This window comes from Fulvivirga sp. AWR4_260, assembly GCF_056158185.1.
In genome coordinates this window covers 2,803,729-2,821,937 of sequence record NZ_JBSWSU010000015.1, presented here as the reverse complement: position 1 = coordinate 2,821,937, position 18,209 = coordinate 2,803,729, and the positions used below count along the sequence as shown (strand labels likewise).

Genomic DNA, 18,209 nt, shown 5'->3' with positions numbered 1-18,209 from the left:
AAAAATTGGATTTAAATAAATATTAATTATTAAAAATCATTATTTAAATCTAAGACAATTGATGACATGAAGTTTACTGAAAATATGCACTTTTATGCGCTGTTGTGTTGCATAATGATACTTGCCAATCATACTAATGCTCAAAATAGAGCGAAACTTGCAGCTTATAATGGCAGCAACAGAGCCTACCTTGAATATTTACCTCCTAGTTATTCACCCACAGGAGACAAGACTCCTGTTTTAATTTATCTGCATGGCGGAGCAAAAGGAATAACCTTTGAAGATACTCAGGATTCAACCGAGGCTAGAATTATTGAAAATACACCTTATACTACACCTGCGAAACTGATAAAAAATGGTGAAGATATGTGTTTTACTGTAAATGGAGTGGAAGAATGTTTGGCGGTTTTTACACCCATCACAGAAAGAGCTAATTGGGCATATATTAATGATAATAACCCTAATGCCAACAGAGATGATGTGGCACCATTTGTTAAATTTTTGTTGAATACTTATAACCTTGATCCTAACAGGGTTTATTTGACCGGGCATAGTATGGGTGGTGTTGGTAGCTGGGTGGCCGCATATTTTCCTACTAATGATCCTCCTCTGTATACTGCCATTGTTCCAGTAGGAGGCAGAGGTAGCCGAACGGATGCATGTAAGGTAGCTCAGGATAGTGTTTCAGCTTGGGCAATAACGGGAGGTAATGATACTGCAAATGGTCCAGTAGTAGCGAAATGGCCTATTTTGAGTATGCTTGATTGTGACCCTAATGCTGATGCGAAATTTAGCTTATTGCCTGGCGTATATCACAATCAAACTCCAAATATCGCTTACAATTCTAATGCGGTAGATTCTATGAATATCTATAAATGGTTTCTGTCTAAAACAAAAAACAGTAGTGGAACGCCACCTACTACACCTGTGGAAGATATAATTTTAGATAATGATGTAGCTACGCTTTTGGGTGATTGGACAGTGAGTACAGCTGGTGCAGCCAGTAAATATGGTAGTGACTATTTACACGATGGTAATACTGCAAAAGGAACTAGAACCGCTACTTATGTTACTGCTATTGCTTCAGGAGACTATGAGGTTTCAGGTTGGTGGTTTGCATATACTAATCGATCTTCAGCAACGCCTATAAGCATCATCCATGACGGAGATACTACTACTATATTCGCTGATCAAAAAATGAACGATGGTGAATGGGTGAGTTTAGGAACTTATCATTTCAGTGATACTGCAAAGATAGTGGTAAGTAACAATAGTCCTTTTGGGTATGTGGTGGCCGATGCCTTTAAGTTTAGTGCAGTTAATCCTTCTCTGAGAATTGCAACGGAAAAATCAAGTAGTGTGATTAAAGATGTGTTCGTTGACAGTGAAATTTATCCTAACCCAGCAGGGCAGTTTATAAATATTACAGGTTTACCTAAAGGTGGCTCTGTACGTATTTTTGACCTTACGGGACAATTGGTGCTTACTAAAGAATTACGAGCTGCCTATGCCCAACAGATTAATATCTCCATGCTGAAACCCGGAATATATCTTTTAGAAATTGAAAATACAGGAAAGCGTTTAAAGCTTATTGTAGAATAATTATACTAGAAGTATAATACTGTAAAGTCTTAATGAAGAGGCGAAGTGGTTAACACTTCGCCTTTTTTATTGCTATAAAGATTCTAACATGTAAAATATTGCATTTCGATATGCTTTGTGCTGTTAATTATCTAATTAATATGGTAAATTAAGTAGATAATCATAATTGACAGTTACAGATATGAAAAGAAATACACCACTAAAATTTCACAATATTAACCGGGAAGTAAGAAGTTTCTTAAGAAGGTCTGGAAGTGGTCCTGAGTTAAATCAAGTACTCGAAGATATTGATAAAGCCATGGAGCATTATGTTTGGTTAGATACAAATGCTATAGAAGGCATTAAATGGAGTGAGTGTGTTCCTAAAATGCATGAAATGATTAAGTTACTTGAAGATAGTAATTTGGGAGAAACGCTACACATGTGGCAATATGTTAAGTTGAATGATGAAGGAGAAATAGAGCATCTTCATTCAGAGTCAACCAAGTTGCTAAAACAGCTTACTGACATCAATAACGGATAAGACACTAGTTCAAATAAAAACCCCCAAGCAAAACTGCTTGAGGGTTTTTTATTTATAACGTTTAGAAAAGAATTCTTAGCTGATGTTCTTTGCCTCTTCTACTAACAACTCATTTTTATCGTCTATACCTTTTTGAATAAACTCATTAATGGCTTCGTTACGTTCATGACCATTTTTAAGCAATACTCCAAGGCTTATCATCACGCCAATTCTTGTTCCTACTTTCTTTGCTGCGGTATTAAACAAAGGCTCAAGGTCATCGTACCCAACGCTTTCAGCTAACCTTGCAATATCTGCTCTTGCAGCTTCTAATTTAGCACCAGATAAGTTAGTGTATTTTTTACTTATTTTCTGAATCTCATTGATAGGGCTACGCTGGCCTTGCTGTTGTGGAGCAGGTTTAGCATTTTGTTTTTGTGCCGGCTGATTATTCTCTTTTGGCTGTTGTTTGGCCCAAGAATCTCGTAACCCAACAGTTTTATTGAATATCATTCGGTCTGTAGTAGCCTCTTTATCTAAAGTAAAATAACCCACTCGTTGAAACTGGAATTTATCATCTAGCACAGCTTCCTTTAAGAAAGGCTCTAAGTAGGCCTTTTCTACTATTTTTAAAGAGTTAGGGTTAACAAACTCCATAAAACCTTTGTCTTCATGTGAATCTGGCGCTTCGTCTAAGAAAAGCCTGTCATATTCACGAATTTCGGCCGTAATTGCATGTTTAATAGATACCCAGTGCAGTGTGCCTTTAACTTTTCTCATGCTAGCTTCAGTGCCACTGCCAGAGCGAGAATCTAAGTCAGCAGTACAATGGATTTCTGTTATTTCTCCATTGGCATCTTTTACTACAGATTCACCTTTTATTATATAAGCATTTTTTAACCTTACTTCGTTGCCTAATGTAAGTCTGAAAAATTTACTACCAGCTTCTTCTTTAAAATCTTCACGCTCTATGTAAAGCTCACGAGAGAAAGGAACTTCATGTGTGCCTGAATTAGCATCTTCAGGGTTGTTTTCTGCCACAAGCATTTCCTCTTTTCCTTCCGGGTAGTTAGTTATGATCAGTTTTACAGGATCTAAAACGCCCATTACCCTAGTAGAAGTCTTGTTGAGGTCTTCTCTTATGCAGAATTCTAACAACGATACATCCGTGATGCTATCACGTTTGGTGATACCAGACACTTCACTAAATTTCCTTATAGACTCAGGAGTGTAGCCACGCCTTCTAAGGCCAGAGATTGTAGGCATGCGCGGATCATCCCAGCCTGAAACAGTATTAGATTGCACTAGCTCTAATAGCTTACGCTTGCTCATTACTGTGTAGCTGAGGTTTCTTCTGGCAAATTCACGTTGCTTGGGTCTAAGTTTTTGATCGTCATATATTTGATCTAAAAACCAGTCGTAAAGCTCACGGTGAGGTTTAAATTCTAAAGTACATATGGAGTGCGAAACTTGTTCGAGGTAATCAGACTCACCGTGTGCCCAATCGTACATCGGGTATATGCACCATTCGCTACCTGTACGATGATGAGGCTTGTTCACTATTCTATATAAAATAGGATCGCGCATAAGCATGTTAGGAGAGGCCATGTCTATTTTGGCTCTCAATACGTACGCACCAGCCTGAAAGTCTCCATTCTTCATCTTCTCGAAAATCTCGAGATTTTCTTCTACAGTATTATCACGGTAGGGGCTAGCTACTCCGGGAGTGGTAGGCGTACCTTTCTGTTCTGCCATTAGTTCAGCAGACTGCGGATCAACATAAGCCTTACCTTTTTTTATTAATTCAATGGCCCAGTCATATAACTGCTGAAAATAGTCAGAAGAATAACATTCTTCAGCCCATTGAAAGCCAAGCCATGCAATATCTTTTTTAATGGCATCTACATATTCTTGTTCTTCTTTACTGGGGTTAGTATCGTCAAAACGCAAATTAACAGGTGCGTTGAATTTTTTACCTAAACCAAAATTAAGACAAATAGATGCAGCATGGCCAATATGTAAATAGCCGTTAGGCTCTGGTGGAAAACGGAATCTTAACTTATCTTTTGATAAGCCATTTGCTAGATCTTCCGCAATGATTTGTTCTATAAAATTTAGAGATTCTGAGGATTCTGCCATGTTTTAAATATTAAAAAACAAAATTACTGTAATTACATATAATTACAAGATATCTATAACCTACATTAAGTAGGGGCGCGAAAATATAAATTATTGAATTGAAGAATGTATTATATGCTATAAATAAAAAATTCCGGCTTGTTTTGGCCGGAATTCATATCAAATGCTATTGAATAATGTTAGTTCGTTATTCTTTTTATTACTTCCGAGGCCATGGTCATACCAAACATGGCCGGCATATAAGAAATAGTACCGTAAAATGACTTTTTGTAATTGGAGCCATCAGTAAGCTTCAATGATTCTTTGATTTGGATTTCTTCTGAATAAACACATAAAATCCTTCTGGTTACACCTTTTCCTTTGAGCAGTTTTCTTAGCTGCTGAGCAAATTTACATTCACGTGTTTTACTAATATCAGCCACCCTTATTTTAGATGGATCGAGCTTTCCGCCTGCGCCCATAGAAGATATGAAGTTACACTTCATTCTTCTTAAAGTAAGAATTAGGCTCATTTTGGGTACAAAACTATCAATACAGTCTAGCACAAAGTCAAAAGAATTTTCTCGAAGAAACTCAGACATCACTTCAGGTTCCATAAAAGCATCTACCACTGTAACATCAAGTGCTGGGTTGATATCTAAAAAACGATCTTTCAATACATGGGCTTTTTGCAGCCCTACGGTAGAGTCTAAAGCTTGTAGCTGCCTGTTTTTATTGGTAGGGTCTACTTCATCGCCATCTATAATAGTCATTTTATTTACCCCAGCACGTACCAAAGTTTCCGCAGCATAGCTGCCCACACCGCCAAGGCCTACTACCAGTATGTTTGATTTTTTTAGTTTGTCTAATGCCTCGCTGCCTATTAATAATTCTGTCCGTTCTAACCAGTGACTCATCTGTTAAAAAATTCTTTAAGATTAATATTCATCTGACGGCAAATGTCAGAAACTTCTGATCCTGTTTCTGTTGCCACCTGCAAATATATGTCCTCTATGTTTACTTTCGGCATACTATCTGTTTCTAAAAACAACCTATTGATGGGGAGTGCTTCAAAAAGCTCAGCATATTTGGCTGCAGGTATAGTAGGCATTATAGATAAATAAAAGCCCTGATCTATTAACTGCTGCCCTAGAATAGCATGTCTACCGTACCCATGCACACACCATTTTTTGATGGATGGAAATTCTTTTTTTACGTGTATAAGTTGGTCAAAGGCTCTAACACAATGAATAATTACTGGCAGGTCAAAGTCTGCAGCTATAGTAAGTTGGCTGCGTAAAATCTCTATTTGACTATCCATGTCTGGCCCCTTAAGGTTGTCAAGGCCCATTTCACCCATTGCCATACAATTGGGGCGAGAAAGCAGTTCATTGAGCTGGTTTTTTTGCTCTGGGGTAACGGTGGTTTCAGTTAGCCAAGGGTGTAGCCCCACGGTAAAATAGTCGTATTCTCTATCTTGGCCTAAGTGGAAAGAAATGATTTCCATAATATCATCTCTCTCTTGGTTTCGCATTTTATGGGTGTGAAAATCTATGTATTCATATTGATTAAAAATCGATTCTTGCATTGGTCAGTTATTGCTTTCAAATTAGTTATGGTTAGTTTATTAGCGGTCGTAAAAAATCCAAACTATGATTGTGCGGTCACAGTATTGGTCAAACCACTATAAAATGTAACAACAGAATAGTCACAAAGTTGGACATAATACGCATGTATTTGATATTATTTCAATAATAATGGAATAATGCATTAGCATGGAATTTTCTTAACATTTGGCACTGTTGCTTTAAAACAGCTACTTTTGCAAAAAAAAAGGTGTACTGAATGAGTTTTGAAGAATTAAAAATTAACAAACAGCTTAAGAATGCTATTGATGACTTAGGCTTTACCAATGCCACTGAGATTCAGGAGAAGGCGTTTCCTGTGGTTGCTTCAGGAAGAGATGTGGTTGGTATATCTCAAACAGGTACAGGAAAAACCATTGCTTACTTGCTGCCAATACTTCAAAACTTGAAATTTTCTAATGCACTGCACCCTCGAGTATTAATACTTGTACCTACAAGGGAGCTTGTGATGCAAGTAGTAGAAAATATTGAAAAGCTTACAGAATATATGTCTGTGAGAGTGCTTGGAGTATATGGAGAGTCAAATATAAGGGTGCAGAAGGAATCATTGGCCGATGGGCAGGATATTATAGTGGCAACACCGGGCCGACTTTACGATCTTATACTTTCCAGGGCATTGAGCCCAAAGGACATTAAAAAGCTGGTAATAGATGAAGTAGATGTGATGCTAGATATGGGCTTTAGAACTCAGCTGGGCAATTTGTTTGATCTTTTACCAGAGAAAAGGCAAAATGTTATGTTTTCTGCCACCATGACGGATGAAGTAAATGATTTGATACAAACTTTCTTTTTTGATCCTGAGCAGATAACGATAGCCGTAAGCGGTACACCATTAGAGAATATATCTCAAAATGCTTATCCGGTAAATAACTTCAACACTAAGGTTAATTTATTGGCACATTTGCTGAGAGATAAGGCTACTTACCAAAAGGTGCTGGTGTTCTTATCTAGTAAAAAATTAGCCGATTTGCTTTATGATAAAATGGCTGATTTCTTTGGTTCAGAATATGAAATTATTCATTCTAATAAAACACAAAACCACCGTATAAGAGCTGTAGAAGCTTTTGAAAATGGTAGTAAAAGGATATTAATAGCTACAGATGTGATTGCTCGTGGTCTTGATCTAGACAAGGTATCGCACGTTATTAATTTCGATACACCAAAGTTTCCTGAAAACTACATGCATAGAATAGGTAGAACAGGCCGTGCTGAAGAGAAAGGCGAAGCCCTATTGTTTTATACTGAAAAGGAAGCTGATGACAAGCAGGCAATAGAAGCTTTGATGAACACCGCCATCAATGTATTGGATTTTCCTGAAGAAGTAGAGGTCAACCATCAGCTGATACCTGACGAAAGGCCGAAGGAAAAGCAAGGGAAATATGGAAGAAATCTAAAGCGAGCCGAGCCTGTAAAGGATGCTGAAAAGAAAGATAAAAATAAAAAGGTGAATTCGGGAAGTTCTTACAAGGCTAAAATGGCCACTAAGTATAAAAAGCCCAAAACCAGAGGTGATAAAAAGCAGAATAAGAAGCGCAGATAATTTAAAGTGGAAGTTATAAACTAATGGGGCAGAAGTCGATAAACCTATTTCATATTCCCTTTTCTGAAATTTTCAATCTTGTGCATACGGCAATGCCACAGTTTGAGTATGATTATCAGAAGCATGCTGTAAGAATATTGAATGAATCGCATGATCAGGTAGGCTTCTTAAGATTGCCTCTTCATGTAAATGTAACCAGAGACTTGGAGTTGGTCAATGATGGTAACACGGTGCTATACCTGACTGTAGAGTCTGGTAATGCCGCTATTTGTGTAATGAAAGGCAAAAGCAATGTTTACCATACTACATTTTCTGCCTATATGACGCGTAAGAAACAGGGCTTTAGCCAGATTAAATATCTCAATAAAAAGGGGAAATCACGTGCGGGTTCTAGAATGAGGTTGGCGGCTACCAATGAGTTTTTTGAAGAGATAAATATTAAGCTTACAGAACTGGATAAGTCTTATGATTTTTCAAGATTAGCCATTAACTGCAGTGCTACTTTAATCCCGTATTTATTTAACTCAAAAGAACCCTGTCCATTCGATAAAAAAGATGAGCGGATGTATAAAATTCCATTGCACATCTCTTCGTCAAATTATACACATTTAGATGGAGCTATTAAAAAGCTAATGGCGCCAATACTTACTTTTGAAGAGAAAGATGGTCCTTATTTTGAGCCATTTTTGGTTACAAAAGATGATGAAGAGGAATAACAGTGCCAGTAGCTAAATTCGAATTTGAAATAAATAAAAATGCTTACAAACAACGATATACTAAAAAAACTTAGAGTGGCTCATAAGCTGAGAGATGACCAAATAGTGGAAATACTTGAGCTAGTGAATTTTCAAATCAGCAAAGGGGCGCTGGGAGATATGTTTAGGGATGAAAATCATCCTAAATTTGTAGAGGCTGGAGATCAGATTTTACGTAATTTTTTAGATGGGCTCATCATTCACCTGCGAGGAGTGAGGCCCAAAAAGAACAGCAAATAGAGGGTTTTTCCCTCTATAATCCCTCTCTTATAAGTGCTGCCTTTAACGGACAGTTAGGATGTAAAGCATCTCCTTTACGATAAATATTGAGCAGTTTCACTGATCCTTCGGCTAACTTTCGTCTCACTTTGCGCCTTTCACCTTTTACACGTGCTATTTTGAGATTGTCATAATTGGTGGTTTTGTGCCTCATCCAAGCAATAACGGCTTTTGCAGCTCTTTCTTCTATAGGTATCATGCTTGTTCTGGCCACTGTTCCGCTACCCACAGGTGTGGCATGTACCGTCACTAATCTGGCCATTAACTTTGCTTCTTTAGCGTATTTAGCGTCAAAATTCAGGTGTTTAAGTATTTCTTGCTCAAAATCTTCGGTATACTGTTCCTGCTTTTTGGCTCGTGACTTCGCAGCACTAGCTTTTTTCTTTTCATAATCAGGAGCAGCACGCATGGCTGCTACGGCATCTTGAGCTTCTTTTATATGTATTGCCGGAGCCCAAACACCTAATGATTGTGTGCGTCTTCCTTTTTTAATTTGCACCCTCCAGTAGCTACCTTTTGCGGTGATTTTTCTTGTTACTGCAGCATCACCGGCAGGTAAAAACTGCCAGCCTTGCGGAGGCTTTTCGGCCTTTCCGTATTCATTTGTAATGTGGCCATTTTTTCCCGGACTAACTATGCGCTGCTGTGGTGTATCTGTTTTACTCATGAATTGGCAAAATTAATAATTCAAAGGGATGATCATCGCAGATTGTGATGAATAATAGGAGGGGAGTGGGCAGATTATAAATTGAGCTTGTATTTGTTATAGCGGTATAAGTCGTGTTAATTTGCTTCTTACTTTAGAAAATAAAAATTATATGTTCGATAGTCCGAATTTTCCGAAATCACTGCACGAAGACTTATTTGAAGACTGGCTTGAGAGTGGGCGTGAGAGTAAGATCAGTTATAAATATTTATTGGTGATTTGGGATGCACTGGAAGATAATTATCGCCCGGTGTACATTGAAAATCGTGCGGACATAGAAAAATATGAAAAGTTTGAGGAGTCAACAGGTCAGGAGTCACTTATTGCAGCTTATGATTTGTTTTCTGAAAGTAGAATAGTTTAAGGAGCTGTTATGAGGGTTTTATTTATAATATTGACATTTATAGTAGTAATTAGCTGCGGAAAAGTAGCTGAACCTGATGAAAAACAAACCGCGGAAAAAGTACAGCCTCAATACTTTTATAAAGATCTTTTAAAAGACAAAACCCTTACCAAAGACGAGTATTTTAATTTTAGAAAAGCGCTGAATCAGGAGTTTTACGATAGCCTCGGTAAAACGGAAGTGAAATTTCATTTATATGATAAGTATAACGTAGGAGACTCCATTATTCAAGAATTTAAGTACACCGTAAAACAAGGGCACACTTATGTTTATAATGGTTCTAATGCATTGCTTTATCAAATTATAGGAGAGCCGTTCCCTAAAAAACAATTAGCAACTAGGCAAGGAGAGGACATCACTTTAGGTATGGACCACAAGCCTGCAATGATTAATTTTTGGTTTACTCAGTGTGCTCCTTGCGTGCGAGAAATACCAGTATTGAATAGTTTAAAAGAGGCCTATAATGAAAAGGTGAATTTCATCGCTATAACCTTCAGTAAAAAGGCAGAAGTGGAAAAATTCATGGATAAACACCCTTTTGAGTTCATTCAAGTGACTGATGCCAGTAGTTTTATCGATAGCCTAGGAGTGAAGGATTACCCTACTTCAATATTTATTGATAAAGAAGGGAAACTGCAGTTTGTAGAGCGAGTAGTGGAAGGAAAAGGAGAGGAATTCAAAATGTTGTTGGATCAATTGATAAAATAAACCTATTTTCTCAATTAAATTTCGTTACGCAAATAGATTGCGTACTTGTGTTTTATTCTTGTGATGATCATTGAAAGCTAATCATGGAAACACTAAAACACAAGCTATACCATACTTTATATGGTGAAATAACCCTTACGGAATTTGAGCAATGGCTTTATAGTCAAGCTGATTTGGTTAATATGATAGATAAAGACATCATATTTGAACTATTTAGTTTTGACTATGTCCAGAAGGACGCAAAGCATGAGTTAGAAAAATTAATGTTAAAGTTTTTTGACACAGAAGAATTCAATAGCTGGAAAATATTAAATCACCTCGAACGGTTGAGTGACGGATGCACTAACCCTGAAAGTATTTTTCTTGATTTTTTACAATTGGCCGATCAGGGATATTCATTTTTGGAGAAGTTAGGATACGCTATTTATGAGTTAGAAGAGTATTATTATTTACCCGTGGATATCAAAATATTTAATCAGAACATACAATCTGAAGCTAAGGCACTGGTGCTTAAACTTAATAAGTGGACAGAAATATCTTCTAATCATAATATTAAGAATTTTGAATTTGACAATTAATCTACATTATAATAAACAAGGTGAAATGTCTATTCACCTTGTTTAAATTCATTATTTTTTGAAAAAAGCCTGATCTAATTCTTGATGAAAAGCTTCAGCGCCAACTTCAGTACGGTGCGTATAGGTATCGTTGGATACCGATCCGGTAAGGTAGCGAAGTTGTGTTTTCCCGTCTGTGGCCGCTTCATAGATAGTTGCTGCTACGTCAGAGGCTGGTGCCATGTTTTCTAAAACCTCATCGCTAAAAAATACCTTTTTAAATTCTTCAAAGTATTCATCGTAGGCTTCATGCTCAGGTACTACCAATGATCTTCCTGTAAAGTCGGTTTTTGTAGGACCAGGTTGTACGGTTTTGATCTGAATGCCATGTCGGTTAAGCTCAAAAGCCATACTTTCAGTCCAGCCTTCAATAGCCCATTTGGTAGCGTGGTACAATGAGAAAAACGGGTAAGCTACCAACCCACCAATAGAAGAAATAGTAATGAAAACACCTCTTTTGTTGGCTCTGAAATGTGGAAGGAAAGCCTGAGTAAGGCGAATTACACCAGTAAGGTTGGTATTGATTACGCGTTCTAACTCTATATCTTCAGTGCCTTCAAGTGCACCAACTGTGCCATAACCTGCATTGTTTACCACCACATCAATGGTGTTATTTTCTGTAGCGCTCCTCACAGCTGCCTCTATTTGTGCTTGATCTGTAATGTCTAACTGTAGCAACGTAATGTTAGCGTACTGTTTCAAATCTTCGTGCTCTTGTGGTTTGCGCATAGTTGCGATCACATTCCACCCTTTATCTGAAAAGTAAATAGCCGTAGCCTTGCCTATGCCTGAAGAGGCTCCTGTTATAAAAATTGTTTGTGCCATATTGTAATTATTTTATAAGCACAAAACTCCGCCTAATAGTGTATGGAGGAATAACGCATATCAATCAGATATGTACAAAAATCAATCAGTGGATCTAAATTGACTAGGAGTGAGGCTAGTCAGTTTTTTGAAGAAATTATGAAAGTGAGTTGTCTCTTTAAAACCTAAACAGTACGCAATTTCTGAAATGTCTTTATCAGAGTGCTTTAACATAATTTTAGCTTCGACTAACAGCCGCTCTTGTATCACTGTAGAGGTTGACTTTTGCAAGACTTCTCTTAGGGCTTTGTTCAGATGGTTAACATGAATAGAAAGCTCAGCAGCATATTCGGAGGCCAACCTCAATGGGATATTGCTGTTCGCTTGGTTATCGAATTGTGACTCTAGTAGCACTAAAAAGCGATCAGTAATACTTTTAGAGGCATTGATAGGTGAATGAGTAATTTTGTTTTGTGGCTTTATTTTTTCAGAATTGTATAATAATTCAAATACGAACAGGCGCATACGATCATACTTGTGTTGATTATCAGAAGCCCATTCGGTAAGCATGTTCTCAAAAAGCTGCTGCGCCCATTGAAGCTGATCTTGAGTCAACTCAATGATAGGAGTGCCACCAGGTTGGAACACTGCATATGCCCTAGGATTACCGAAATGATGGAAAAAGTTATCAGTAAAAACACAAGAAAAGCCCACTTGCTCATCACCAATTTTTTCCCAATTATAAGGCACATGAGGTGATGCAAATAATAATGCTTGTTGTTTGATTTGAATAGTTTTATCTGCGTAGTGAACTTTATTTTTACCTTTGATAAGACTTACTTTAAAATAACCCCTGCGGTTATAAGGAATTGGCTTTACGCTACAGCCAGTGAGGTTATCAAAACTGAAAGCATTAAAATGCCCTACCTGATCAGTAAGTGGCTGAGGTTTGTATTTGAACCTTTCACGATAAAAATCATCTAATGTCTCTACACTATGCATATTCATAGCATACGGAAAATGAGGTGATGTGTTGTAGGGTAGGGGAATTGAGTAAAAGTTTAATGAGTAGATATTTTTTGTTGGAATAAAATATTGTTTATCAACTCATTATACACTATAAATAGTAACTTATTGAGTTTATTAATTTTTATATTGTGTTTATTGTGATATTTTTAGTAAAATTAGATAAGAAAATGATTCAAATGTCATGGGTTTAATAGTGGAATTTAAGCGACAATAAGAAAGTGTTATTTCAGAATTGATGAAATCAGCTGGTGTTAATGTTACACTAATAAACAAGGGAAAGAAAGAGTTTTATTCAAAGGATGTGAGAGTCACACTTATTATTTATTAAATTGATCATTTATAACGATGATTAAGAAAATATAACAGTCTTGAAAATTAAGTTGTGGAAGGTTCTCTGTTTACCTATACTGTTTTTTATATTTATTTTTGCATTATTAACATGGGATGCAATAAAATATGAATTATCTACAGACTTATCTGTAGGAGGATTTAGTTATTTTTTCAAAAGATATGATCCTTATTTAAAGCTAATCGCAGGTAATATCATATTAACCACGATAGTAATATCAATATATAGAACAGTAAGACAAGAACAACAAATTTCTTTGACGATTGAAACTAATCTTAGAGGTGAATTTTTAGCACTTGCATCAATATATCAAGATGAAGTCGAAAAAAACATTGATTTCAATTTAAAAAAGAATCTCAATTACATTTTTATTTATGATTCTATTGGGTGTTTGAGGATAACTGATACTGTGCATAAATCTCTCTTATCTATTATTGAATGTTTCAATTCAATGCTAAGAGATCATCCTGAGGCTCCACTCACAAACTCAAGTTTGACTGGATTAAGGTTTCTAAGTCTTTTAAGCTTAGAAAAAGAGTTAGGTAAAGTTTTAAATATTCAAGTACGTGAATTACCAAGTGACCTTTTGGCGCAAGGAAGAGTTCTTATAGGAGCAGCTTATTCATATATTGAGCTAATTCGATTTATATCAAATTTTCAAAAGATAGTTGAGCCAGAGCTAATTAATTTATGGAAAAAGGAGTTGGACATAATAAACAATTATAATCTTTCCTTGAATACGGATAAACAAACAGCGGAATATCTATTTGATAAATTAAGAAGAATGGAATTGGCAGATTTCCGTAAAACAATCTCAAGTAATGATTGTAAACTATTAGATGAGTTAAAAGACTTTGCCTCAACTCAAGAATATAGACCAAATCTAATTTTCTGGTATTATTTCAATGAGATGAATGAACATTTGGAAAAGGTATTTTCGAGTGATTATTTAACAGAAATAGTTAAGTATCTTGACATTGAGTATTTACAAGAAAAGATTAGTCACCTTGCAGATATAAGCTTTATATCATACGCTCATACCCCATGTAGTAACTGGCAAATGATAGACTTCTCTAAAGAAGAAGATAGTGTTAATTGACATAGGAATTGGAAAGCACGATATGCCTTTAATGTTATATAATTTATATTATGTTAAATAGAGTTTTCATGAACTCCCCTCTCAATCTTTGATTACTCTTAGTATACATTTTCTTGGGCATAAAAAAAGAGCTCCAGTATTGAAGCTCTTTTTATTAATGTTGATGTGGCGAATATTATTCGTCACCAAGTGCGTCTAATTTTTCAGAAACTTCTACAGTCTTAGCATTCATTTTCAATTGGCTATAGATGTATCTCAAAGATTCTAATGCAGTTCTGTTCTGAGCATCAAGTTCTAAAACTCTTTCCCAGTATGGCATTGCCGCTTTAAGCTTAGCATTAATTTCGCTTTCCATCGCTTTTGATTTTTTGATGTCTGCAGATGTAATGCCTAAGTTGTTTTTTTCTTTCATTAACTCAACAGCTTCGTTGTAGTTCAACACAGCTAAGTTGAAGTTAGCGTTGAAGTTTTCTGGCTCTAACTCAACAGCTTTAGCGTAAGCTTCTTCAGCTTTATCTTTGTTATCAAGCTCTTCGTGCATAACTCCTAAAGTGAAATAAAGGTTAGCGTTATCTGGCTCTTTTGCAATAGCCTCTTCTAATCCTTTTTGTGCTTCGTCCACTTTATCCATCTGTATCAATGTGTTGATTTCAGATTTTGTAAAGGTTGTATTTTCAGGGAATGCCTTCTTGGCTTTACGAATTACCTCTAGCGCCTTCTCGTTGTCTTTATTTACTACACTTTCGATATAGATTAATGAATTATAGATATCCTCACTCTTATAATCTAAATCATTAATAAGTTTGTAATAGTTAACAGCGGCAGTTTTGTAGTCCTCTCCTGACTGAGCAGATAAACCAGCATAGATATAACCAGTTGTATCTTTAGGCATTACCAACTGAGTTTTAGTGAAGTATTTCACTGCTTCTTCAGTATTCTGTGCCTGGTAGTTTTCCACTCCTTTGTTTAAGTAGTAGCTCCACAATGTTTGTAATTGCTGAGATTTTAATACAGGTAAACCATTAGCATCAGAAATGTAATATTCTTTATTTCCACCCAACTCATCAGCTTTAGCGAAAGATTCCATTGCAGTTTTCAATGGAGCATCATCTAAATTTTTATACTGAGCGTTAGAGGTTGTATCTAAAGAAGTGTATATCAACCCTTTATAATACCATGTCTTACCATCCTCTTTTGTTTTTTCGTGTTCAGTGGCAGCATCTATAATGTCCTTCGCCTCTCCTAAATTTCCATCTTCTCTTGCCTTTTCAGCCTGATTAATCTTGGGCTTTTTTTGTCCAAAAGAATAACCAGCCACGCATGATGCAGCCAGTAATAAAATTAATCGTTTCATAAATTGATATTAATTATAGTCTAGTTGTGTTTTAATTTTACTCTTCTCCTTCTCCTTCATTTGGAGTAGTTGTATCTGTGTTTTCGTTTTCGATATCCTCTACATTTTCATCTATCTCCTCTACCTCTACTTGTTCTATTTTCTCTACAGATGAAATGCTGTCTTTATCGCTCAACTTGATAAGCTTCACTCCTTGCGTAGCTCGTCCCATTACACGTAAGTCTTTTACTGCCAGCCTTATGGTAATACCAGAACGATTGATAATCATAAGGTCATCCGTATCTATTACCTCTTTTATTGCAACAAGTTTGCCAGTCTTTTCCGTAACGTTTATGGTTTTTACACCTTTACCGCCACGCTTAGTAATTCTGTAATCTTCTACCAAAGATCTTTTTCCGTATCCATTTTCAGAAACTACCATAAGGTTAGCTTCATCACGACTGATACAAACCATACCTACTACGATATCGTCATCACTTTCTAAGGTTACACCTCTTACTCCAGATGCTGTTCTTCCCATTGGTCTTACATCTGACTCATGGAAATGTATGGCTTTACCGTTTCGTTTGGCTATAACAATGTGGTTATCTCCATTGGTAAGTTTAACTTCTAGCAGCTTGTCACCCTCTTTGACCGTGATGGCATTAATACCATTTTGTCTTGGTCGAGAATACGCCTCCAATGAAGTTTTCTTAATGGTACCATTTACAGTACACATCATTACGTAGTTATTTTTTACGTAATCTTCATCGGTTAAACTTTCTACATTGATTACCGCACGTACATTATCGCCAGACTCTATGTTAATTAGGTTCTGGATGGCTCTACCTTTTGAGTTTTTGCTACCTTCAGGTATTCCGTAAACTTTTTTCCAGAATAGTTTACCGCTGTCAGTAAATATTAAAAGGTAATTGTGTGCCTTGGCTATGAATAGCAATTCAGTGAAGTCATCATCTTTAGTAGCTACTCCGCGAGAGCCAACTCCTCCCCTTGCCTGAGTTCTGTAGTCAGATAATGCCGTTCTTTTGATGTAGCCTTGGTGCGAAATAGTGATTACCATTTCGTCATTAGGAATCATATCTTCTACAGTGATGTCGTCAGCACTGTGTACGATTTCTGTTCTACGGTTGTCTCCGTATCTTTCTTTTATTCCTTGAAGCTCTTCTTTAATGATATCCATTCTTCTTTCTTCACGAGCAAGAATGTCTTTTAAGTCAGTAATTAAAGCTTTAACTTCTTCATATTCTTTTTGAATCTTATCTCTTTCAAGACCAGTTAACCTTTGAAGTCTCATCTCCAATATGGCTTTGGCTTGAATTTCACTTAATTCAAACTTCTCTATTAAGCCAGATTTTGCCTCATCAGGATCTTTAGAGTTTCTGATTAAGTCGATAACCTCGTCAAGATTGTCGAGCGCGATAAGGTAACCTTCTAAAATGTGCGCTCTTTTTTCAGCTTCATCTAACTCAAATTGTGTTCTTCTGATAACTACCTCATGTCTATGGTCAACATAATGCACTATCAAATCTTTGAGGTTGAGTGTTTCAGGTCTGCCTTTTACCAAAGCAATGTTATTAACACCAAATGAAGATTGAAGCTGAGTGTATTTATATAAATGATTAAGAACAATGTTAGGAATAGCGTCTTTTTTAAGATCGTATACTATTCTTAAACCGTTTCTATCAGATTCATCTCTGATATCAGAAATACCTTCTAATTTTTTGTCATTAACTAAAGCAGCCGTTTTTTCAATCATGCTGGCTTTGTTAACCATGTAAGGGATTTCTGTGATAATGATTTGCTCTTTACCTGTTTTGGTAGTGTCAAATTCTGCCTTAGCGCGCATTACTACTCTACCTCTACCGGTTTCAAAGGCTTGTTTTACGCCTGAGTAGCCGTATATGATACCACCTGTAGGAAAGTCAGGAGCAGTAATGTACTGCATCAATCCTTCTATGGTAATTTCATTATCATCAATATATGCACAGATACCATCTACTACTTCAGTTAGGTTATGGGGTGCCATGTTAGTGGCCATACCCACCGCAATACCACTGGTACCGTTTAGTAGTAGGTTAGGTAATTTACCAGGAAGTACAGATGGTTCTTTTAATGAGTCGTCAAAGTTTGGCTGATAGTTTACGGTATTTTTATTGATATCCGTAAGCATTTCTTCAGCTATTCTTTTTAGCCTTGCTTCGGTATAACGCATGGCCGCAGCAGAGTCACCATCAATGGAACCAAAGTTACCTTGGCCATCAACTAGTGGATAACGAAGAGACCACTCTTGAGCCATACGCACCATGGTGTCGTATACTGCAGCATCACCGTGTGGGTGATACTTACCAAGCACCTCTCCTACAATTCTCGCTGATTTTTTATAAGGCTTATTATAATTTACGCCTAGCTCGATCATACCGTAAAGGATTCTTCGGTGCACGGGCTTAAGTCCATCTCTCACATCCGGTAACGCACGCGAAATAATAACCGACATAGAGTAATCTATGTAGGCTCCTCTCATTTCATCCTCTATGTTAATAGGGATTATTCCTTGTCTGCCGGCCGGCAAATTTTCATTCGATCCTTCAGCCATAAAGTATTATATAGTCATTTATCTTAAATCAAGGCGAATTTACGCAATTAAAGCAGCAATTAACAATGTTACTTTAACAATTATTGCCTTTATGTGAATAAAAAC

The 18,209-nt window shown here is 36.6% G+C and carries 17 protein-coding genes; 9 read left to right on the top strand and 8 right to left on the bottom strand.

Going from position 1 to position 18,209, the window contains the following annotated elements; all coding sequences use genetic code 11:
* Window positions 1-66 precede the first annotated feature (66 nt).
* A complete protein-coding gene (locus ACXACQ_RS18210) occupies window positions 67-1,602 on the top strand; it encodes a golvesin C-terminal-like domain-containing protein (RefSeq protein WP_474977411.1) in 1,536 nt (511 codons plus the stop codon).
* A gap of 181 nt (window positions 1,603-1,783) precedes the next feature.
* Entirely contained in the window at window positions 1,784-2,125 is a 342-nt protein-coding gene (locus ACXACQ_RS18205; RefSeq protein WP_474977410.1) for a hypothetical protein, read from the top strand.
* Between the two features lie 75 nt (window positions 2,126-2,200).
* Here the strand turns inward: ACXACQ_RS18205 and ACXACQ_RS18200 are convergent, their stop codons facing one another.
* The 3 genes from ACXACQ_RS18200 to ACXACQ_RS18190 form a co-directional block, all read right to left on the bottom strand.
* The gene (locus ACXACQ_RS18200) at window positions 2,201-4,243 is read right to left on the bottom strand and encodes a glutamine--tRNA ligase/YqeY domain fusion protein (protein WP_474977409.1); all 2,043 of its coding nucleotides are present in this window, start codon (window positions 4,241-4,243) and stop codon (window positions 2,201-2,203) included.
* Between the two features lie 179 nt (window positions 4,244-4,422).
* Complete coding sequence (locus tag ACXACQ_RS18195; protein ID WP_474977408.1) at window positions 4,423-5,139, bottom strand: tRNA threonylcarbamoyladenosine dehydratase; 717 nt, start codon at window positions 5,137-5,139, stop codon at window positions 4,423-4,425.
* On the bottom strand, window positions 5,136-5,810 hold the full coding sequence (locus tag ACXACQ_RS18190; protein WP_474977407.1) for a TatD family hydrolase: 675 nt from the start codon (window positions 5,808-5,810) through the stop codon (window positions 5,136-5,138). The genes ACXACQ_RS18195 and ACXACQ_RS18190 overlap by 4 nt, the downstream gene beginning before the upstream one ends.
* Before the next feature lie 257 nt (window positions 5,811-6,067).
* On the opposite strand from ACXACQ_RS18190, the gene ACXACQ_RS18185 reads away from it, so the two are divergent.
* From ACXACQ_RS18185 to ACXACQ_RS18175, 3 genes are read left to right on the top strand one after another with little or no spacing between them, the layout of a single operon-like run.
* Window positions 6,068-7,408: a DEAD/DEAH box helicase gene (locus ACXACQ_RS18185; protein ID WP_474977406.1), complete on the top strand. Its 1,341-nt coding sequence runs from the start codon at window positions 6,068-6,070 to the stop codon at window positions 7,406-7,408.
* Window positions 7,409-7,431: 23 nt separating this feature from the next.
* Complete coding sequence (locus ACXACQ_RS18180; RefSeq protein ID WP_474977405.1) at window positions 7,432-8,124, top strand: hypothetical protein; 693 nt, start codon at window positions 7,432-7,434, stop codon at window positions 8,122-8,124.
* Window positions 8,125-8,163: 39 nt separating this feature from the next.
* The gene (locus ACXACQ_RS18175; protein ID WP_474977404.1) at window positions 8,164-8,403 is read left to right on the top strand and encodes a DUF1456 family protein; all 240 of its coding nucleotides are present in this window, start codon (window positions 8,164-8,166) and stop codon (window positions 8,401-8,403) included.
* Between the two features lie 13 nt (window positions 8,404-8,416).
* On the opposite strand, the gene ACXACQ_RS18170 is transcribed toward ACXACQ_RS18175, so the two are convergent.
* Window positions 8,417-9,109 (bottom strand): DUF2293 domain-containing protein, encoded by a 693-nt coding sequence (locus tag ACXACQ_RS18170; RefSeq protein WP_474977403.1) that lies wholly within the window; start codon window positions 9,107-9,109, stop codon window positions 8,417-8,419.
* 151 nt (window positions 9,110-9,260) lie between these two features.
* Between ACXACQ_RS18170 and ACXACQ_RS18165 the strand changes: the two genes are divergently transcribed.
* From ACXACQ_RS18165 to ACXACQ_RS18155, 3 genes are all read left to right on the top strand, one after another.
* Window positions 9,261-9,512, top strand: coding sequence for a hypothetical protein (locus ACXACQ_RS18165; RefSeq protein ID WP_474977402.1), 252 nt, complete (start codon window positions 9,261-9,263; stop codon window positions 9,510-9,512).
* Window positions 9,513-9,521: 9 nt separating this feature from the next.
* Window positions 9,522-10,259, top strand: a complete 738-nt coding sequence (locus ACXACQ_RS18160) for a TlpA family protein disulfide reductase (RefSeq protein WP_474977401.1) — start codon at window positions 9,522-9,524, stop codon at window positions 10,257-10,259.
* An 83-nt stretch (window positions 10,260-10,342) separates the two neighbouring features.
* Complete coding sequence (locus ACXACQ_RS18155; RefSeq protein WP_474977400.1) at window positions 10,343-10,837, top strand: hypothetical protein; 495 nt, start codon at window positions 10,343-10,345, stop codon at window positions 10,835-10,837.
* Between the two features lie 51 nt (window positions 10,838-10,888).
* On the opposite strand, the gene ACXACQ_RS18150 is transcribed toward ACXACQ_RS18155, so the two are convergent.
* On the bottom strand, window positions 10,889-11,701 hold the full coding sequence (locus ACXACQ_RS18150) for an SDR family oxidoreductase (protein ID WP_474977399.1): 813 nt from the start codon (window positions 11,699-11,701) through the stop codon (window positions 10,889-10,891).
* An 81-nt stretch (window positions 11,702-11,782) separates the two neighbouring features.
* A complete protein-coding gene (locus ACXACQ_RS18145; RefSeq protein WP_474977398.1) occupies window positions 11,783-12,688 on the bottom strand; it encodes a helix-turn-helix domain-containing protein in 906 nt (301 codons plus the stop codon).
* A 389-nt stretch (window positions 12,689-13,077) separates the two neighbouring features.
* Here ACXACQ_RS18145 and ACXACQ_RS18140 point away from each other — a divergent pair, with 389 nt between their 5' ends.
* The gene (locus ACXACQ_RS18140; RefSeq protein ID WP_474977397.1) at window positions 13,078-14,157 is read left to right on the top strand and encodes a hypothetical protein; all 1,080 of its coding nucleotides are present in this window, start codon (window positions 13,078-13,080) and stop codon (window positions 14,155-14,157) included.
* Between the two features lie 175 nt (window positions 14,158-14,332).
* Here ACXACQ_RS18140 and ACXACQ_RS18135 read toward each other — a convergent pair whose 3' ends face one another.
* Window positions 14,333-15,511: a tetratricopeptide repeat protein gene (locus ACXACQ_RS18135; RefSeq protein ID WP_474977396.1), complete on the bottom strand. Its 1,179-nt coding sequence runs from the start codon at window positions 15,509-15,511 to the stop codon at window positions 14,333-14,335.
* Window positions 15,512-15,548: 37 nt separating this feature from the next.
* Window positions 15,549-18,104 carry a DNA gyrase subunit A gene (gene gyrA / locus ACXACQ_RS18130; RefSeq protein ID WP_474977395.1) on the bottom strand — a complete coding sequence of 852 codons (2,556 nt, stop codon included), beginning with the start codon at window positions 18,102-18,104 and terminating at the stop codon, window positions 15,549-15,551.
* Window positions 18,105-18,209: the final 105 nt, after the last annotated feature.

Coding starts and splice junctions, on each gene's coding strand:
- ACXACQ_RS18210 (WP_474977411.1), top strand. CDS start 67: ATGAAGTTTACTGAAAATATGCACTTTTATGCGCTGTTGTGTTGCATA.
- ACXACQ_RS18205 (WP_474977410.1), top strand. CDS start 1,784: ATGAAAAGAAATACACCACTAAAATTTCACAATATTAACCGGGAAGTA.
- ACXACQ_RS18200 (WP_474977409.1), bottom strand. CDS start 4,243: ATGGCAGAATCCTCAGAATCTCTAAATTTTATAGAACAAATCATTGCG.
- ACXACQ_RS18195 (WP_474977408.1), bottom strand. CDS start 5,139: ATGAGTCACTGGTTAGAACGGACAGAATTATTAATAGGCAGCGAGGCA.
- ACXACQ_RS18190 (WP_474977407.1), bottom strand. CDS start 5,810: ATGCAAGAATCGATTTTTAATCAATATGAATACATAGATTTTCACACC.
- ACXACQ_RS18185 (WP_474977406.1), top strand. CDS start 6,068: ATGAGTTTTGAAGAATTAAAAATTAACAAACAGCTTAAGAATGCTATT.
- ACXACQ_RS18180 (WP_474977405.1), top strand. CDS start 7,432: ATGGGGCAGAAGTCGATAAACCTATTTCATATTCCCTTTTCTGAAATT.
- ACXACQ_RS18175 (WP_474977404.1), top strand. CDS start 8,164: ATGCTTACAAACAACGATATACTAAAAAAACTTAGAGTGGCTCATAAG.
- ACXACQ_RS18170 (WP_474977403.1), bottom strand. CDS start 9,109: ATGAGTAAAACAGATACACCACAGCAGCGCATAGTTAGTCCGGGAAAA.
- ACXACQ_RS18165 (WP_474977402.1), top strand. CDS start 9,261: ATGTTCGATAGTCCGAATTTTCCGAAATCACTGCACGAAGACTTATTT.
- ACXACQ_RS18160 (WP_474977401.1), top strand. CDS start 9,522: ATGAGGGTTTTATTTATAATATTGACATTTATAGTAGTAATTAGCTGC.
- ACXACQ_RS18155 (WP_474977400.1), top strand. CDS start 10,343: ATGGAAACACTAAAACACAAGCTATACCATACTTTATATGGTGAAATA.
- ACXACQ_RS18150 (WP_474977399.1), bottom strand. CDS start 11,701: ATGGCACAAACAATTTTTATAACAGGAGCCTCTTCAGGCATAGGCAAG.
- ACXACQ_RS18145 (WP_474977398.1), bottom strand. CDS start 12,688: ATGAATATGCATAGTGTAGAGACATTAGATGATTTTTATCGTGAAAGG.
- ACXACQ_RS18135 (WP_474977396.1), bottom strand. CDS start 15,511: ATGAAACGATTAATTTTATTACTGGCTGCATCATGCGTGGCTGGTTAT.
- gyrA (WP_474977395.1), bottom strand. CDS start 18,104: ATGGCTGAAGGATCGAATGAAAATTTGCCGGCCGGCAGACAAGGAATA.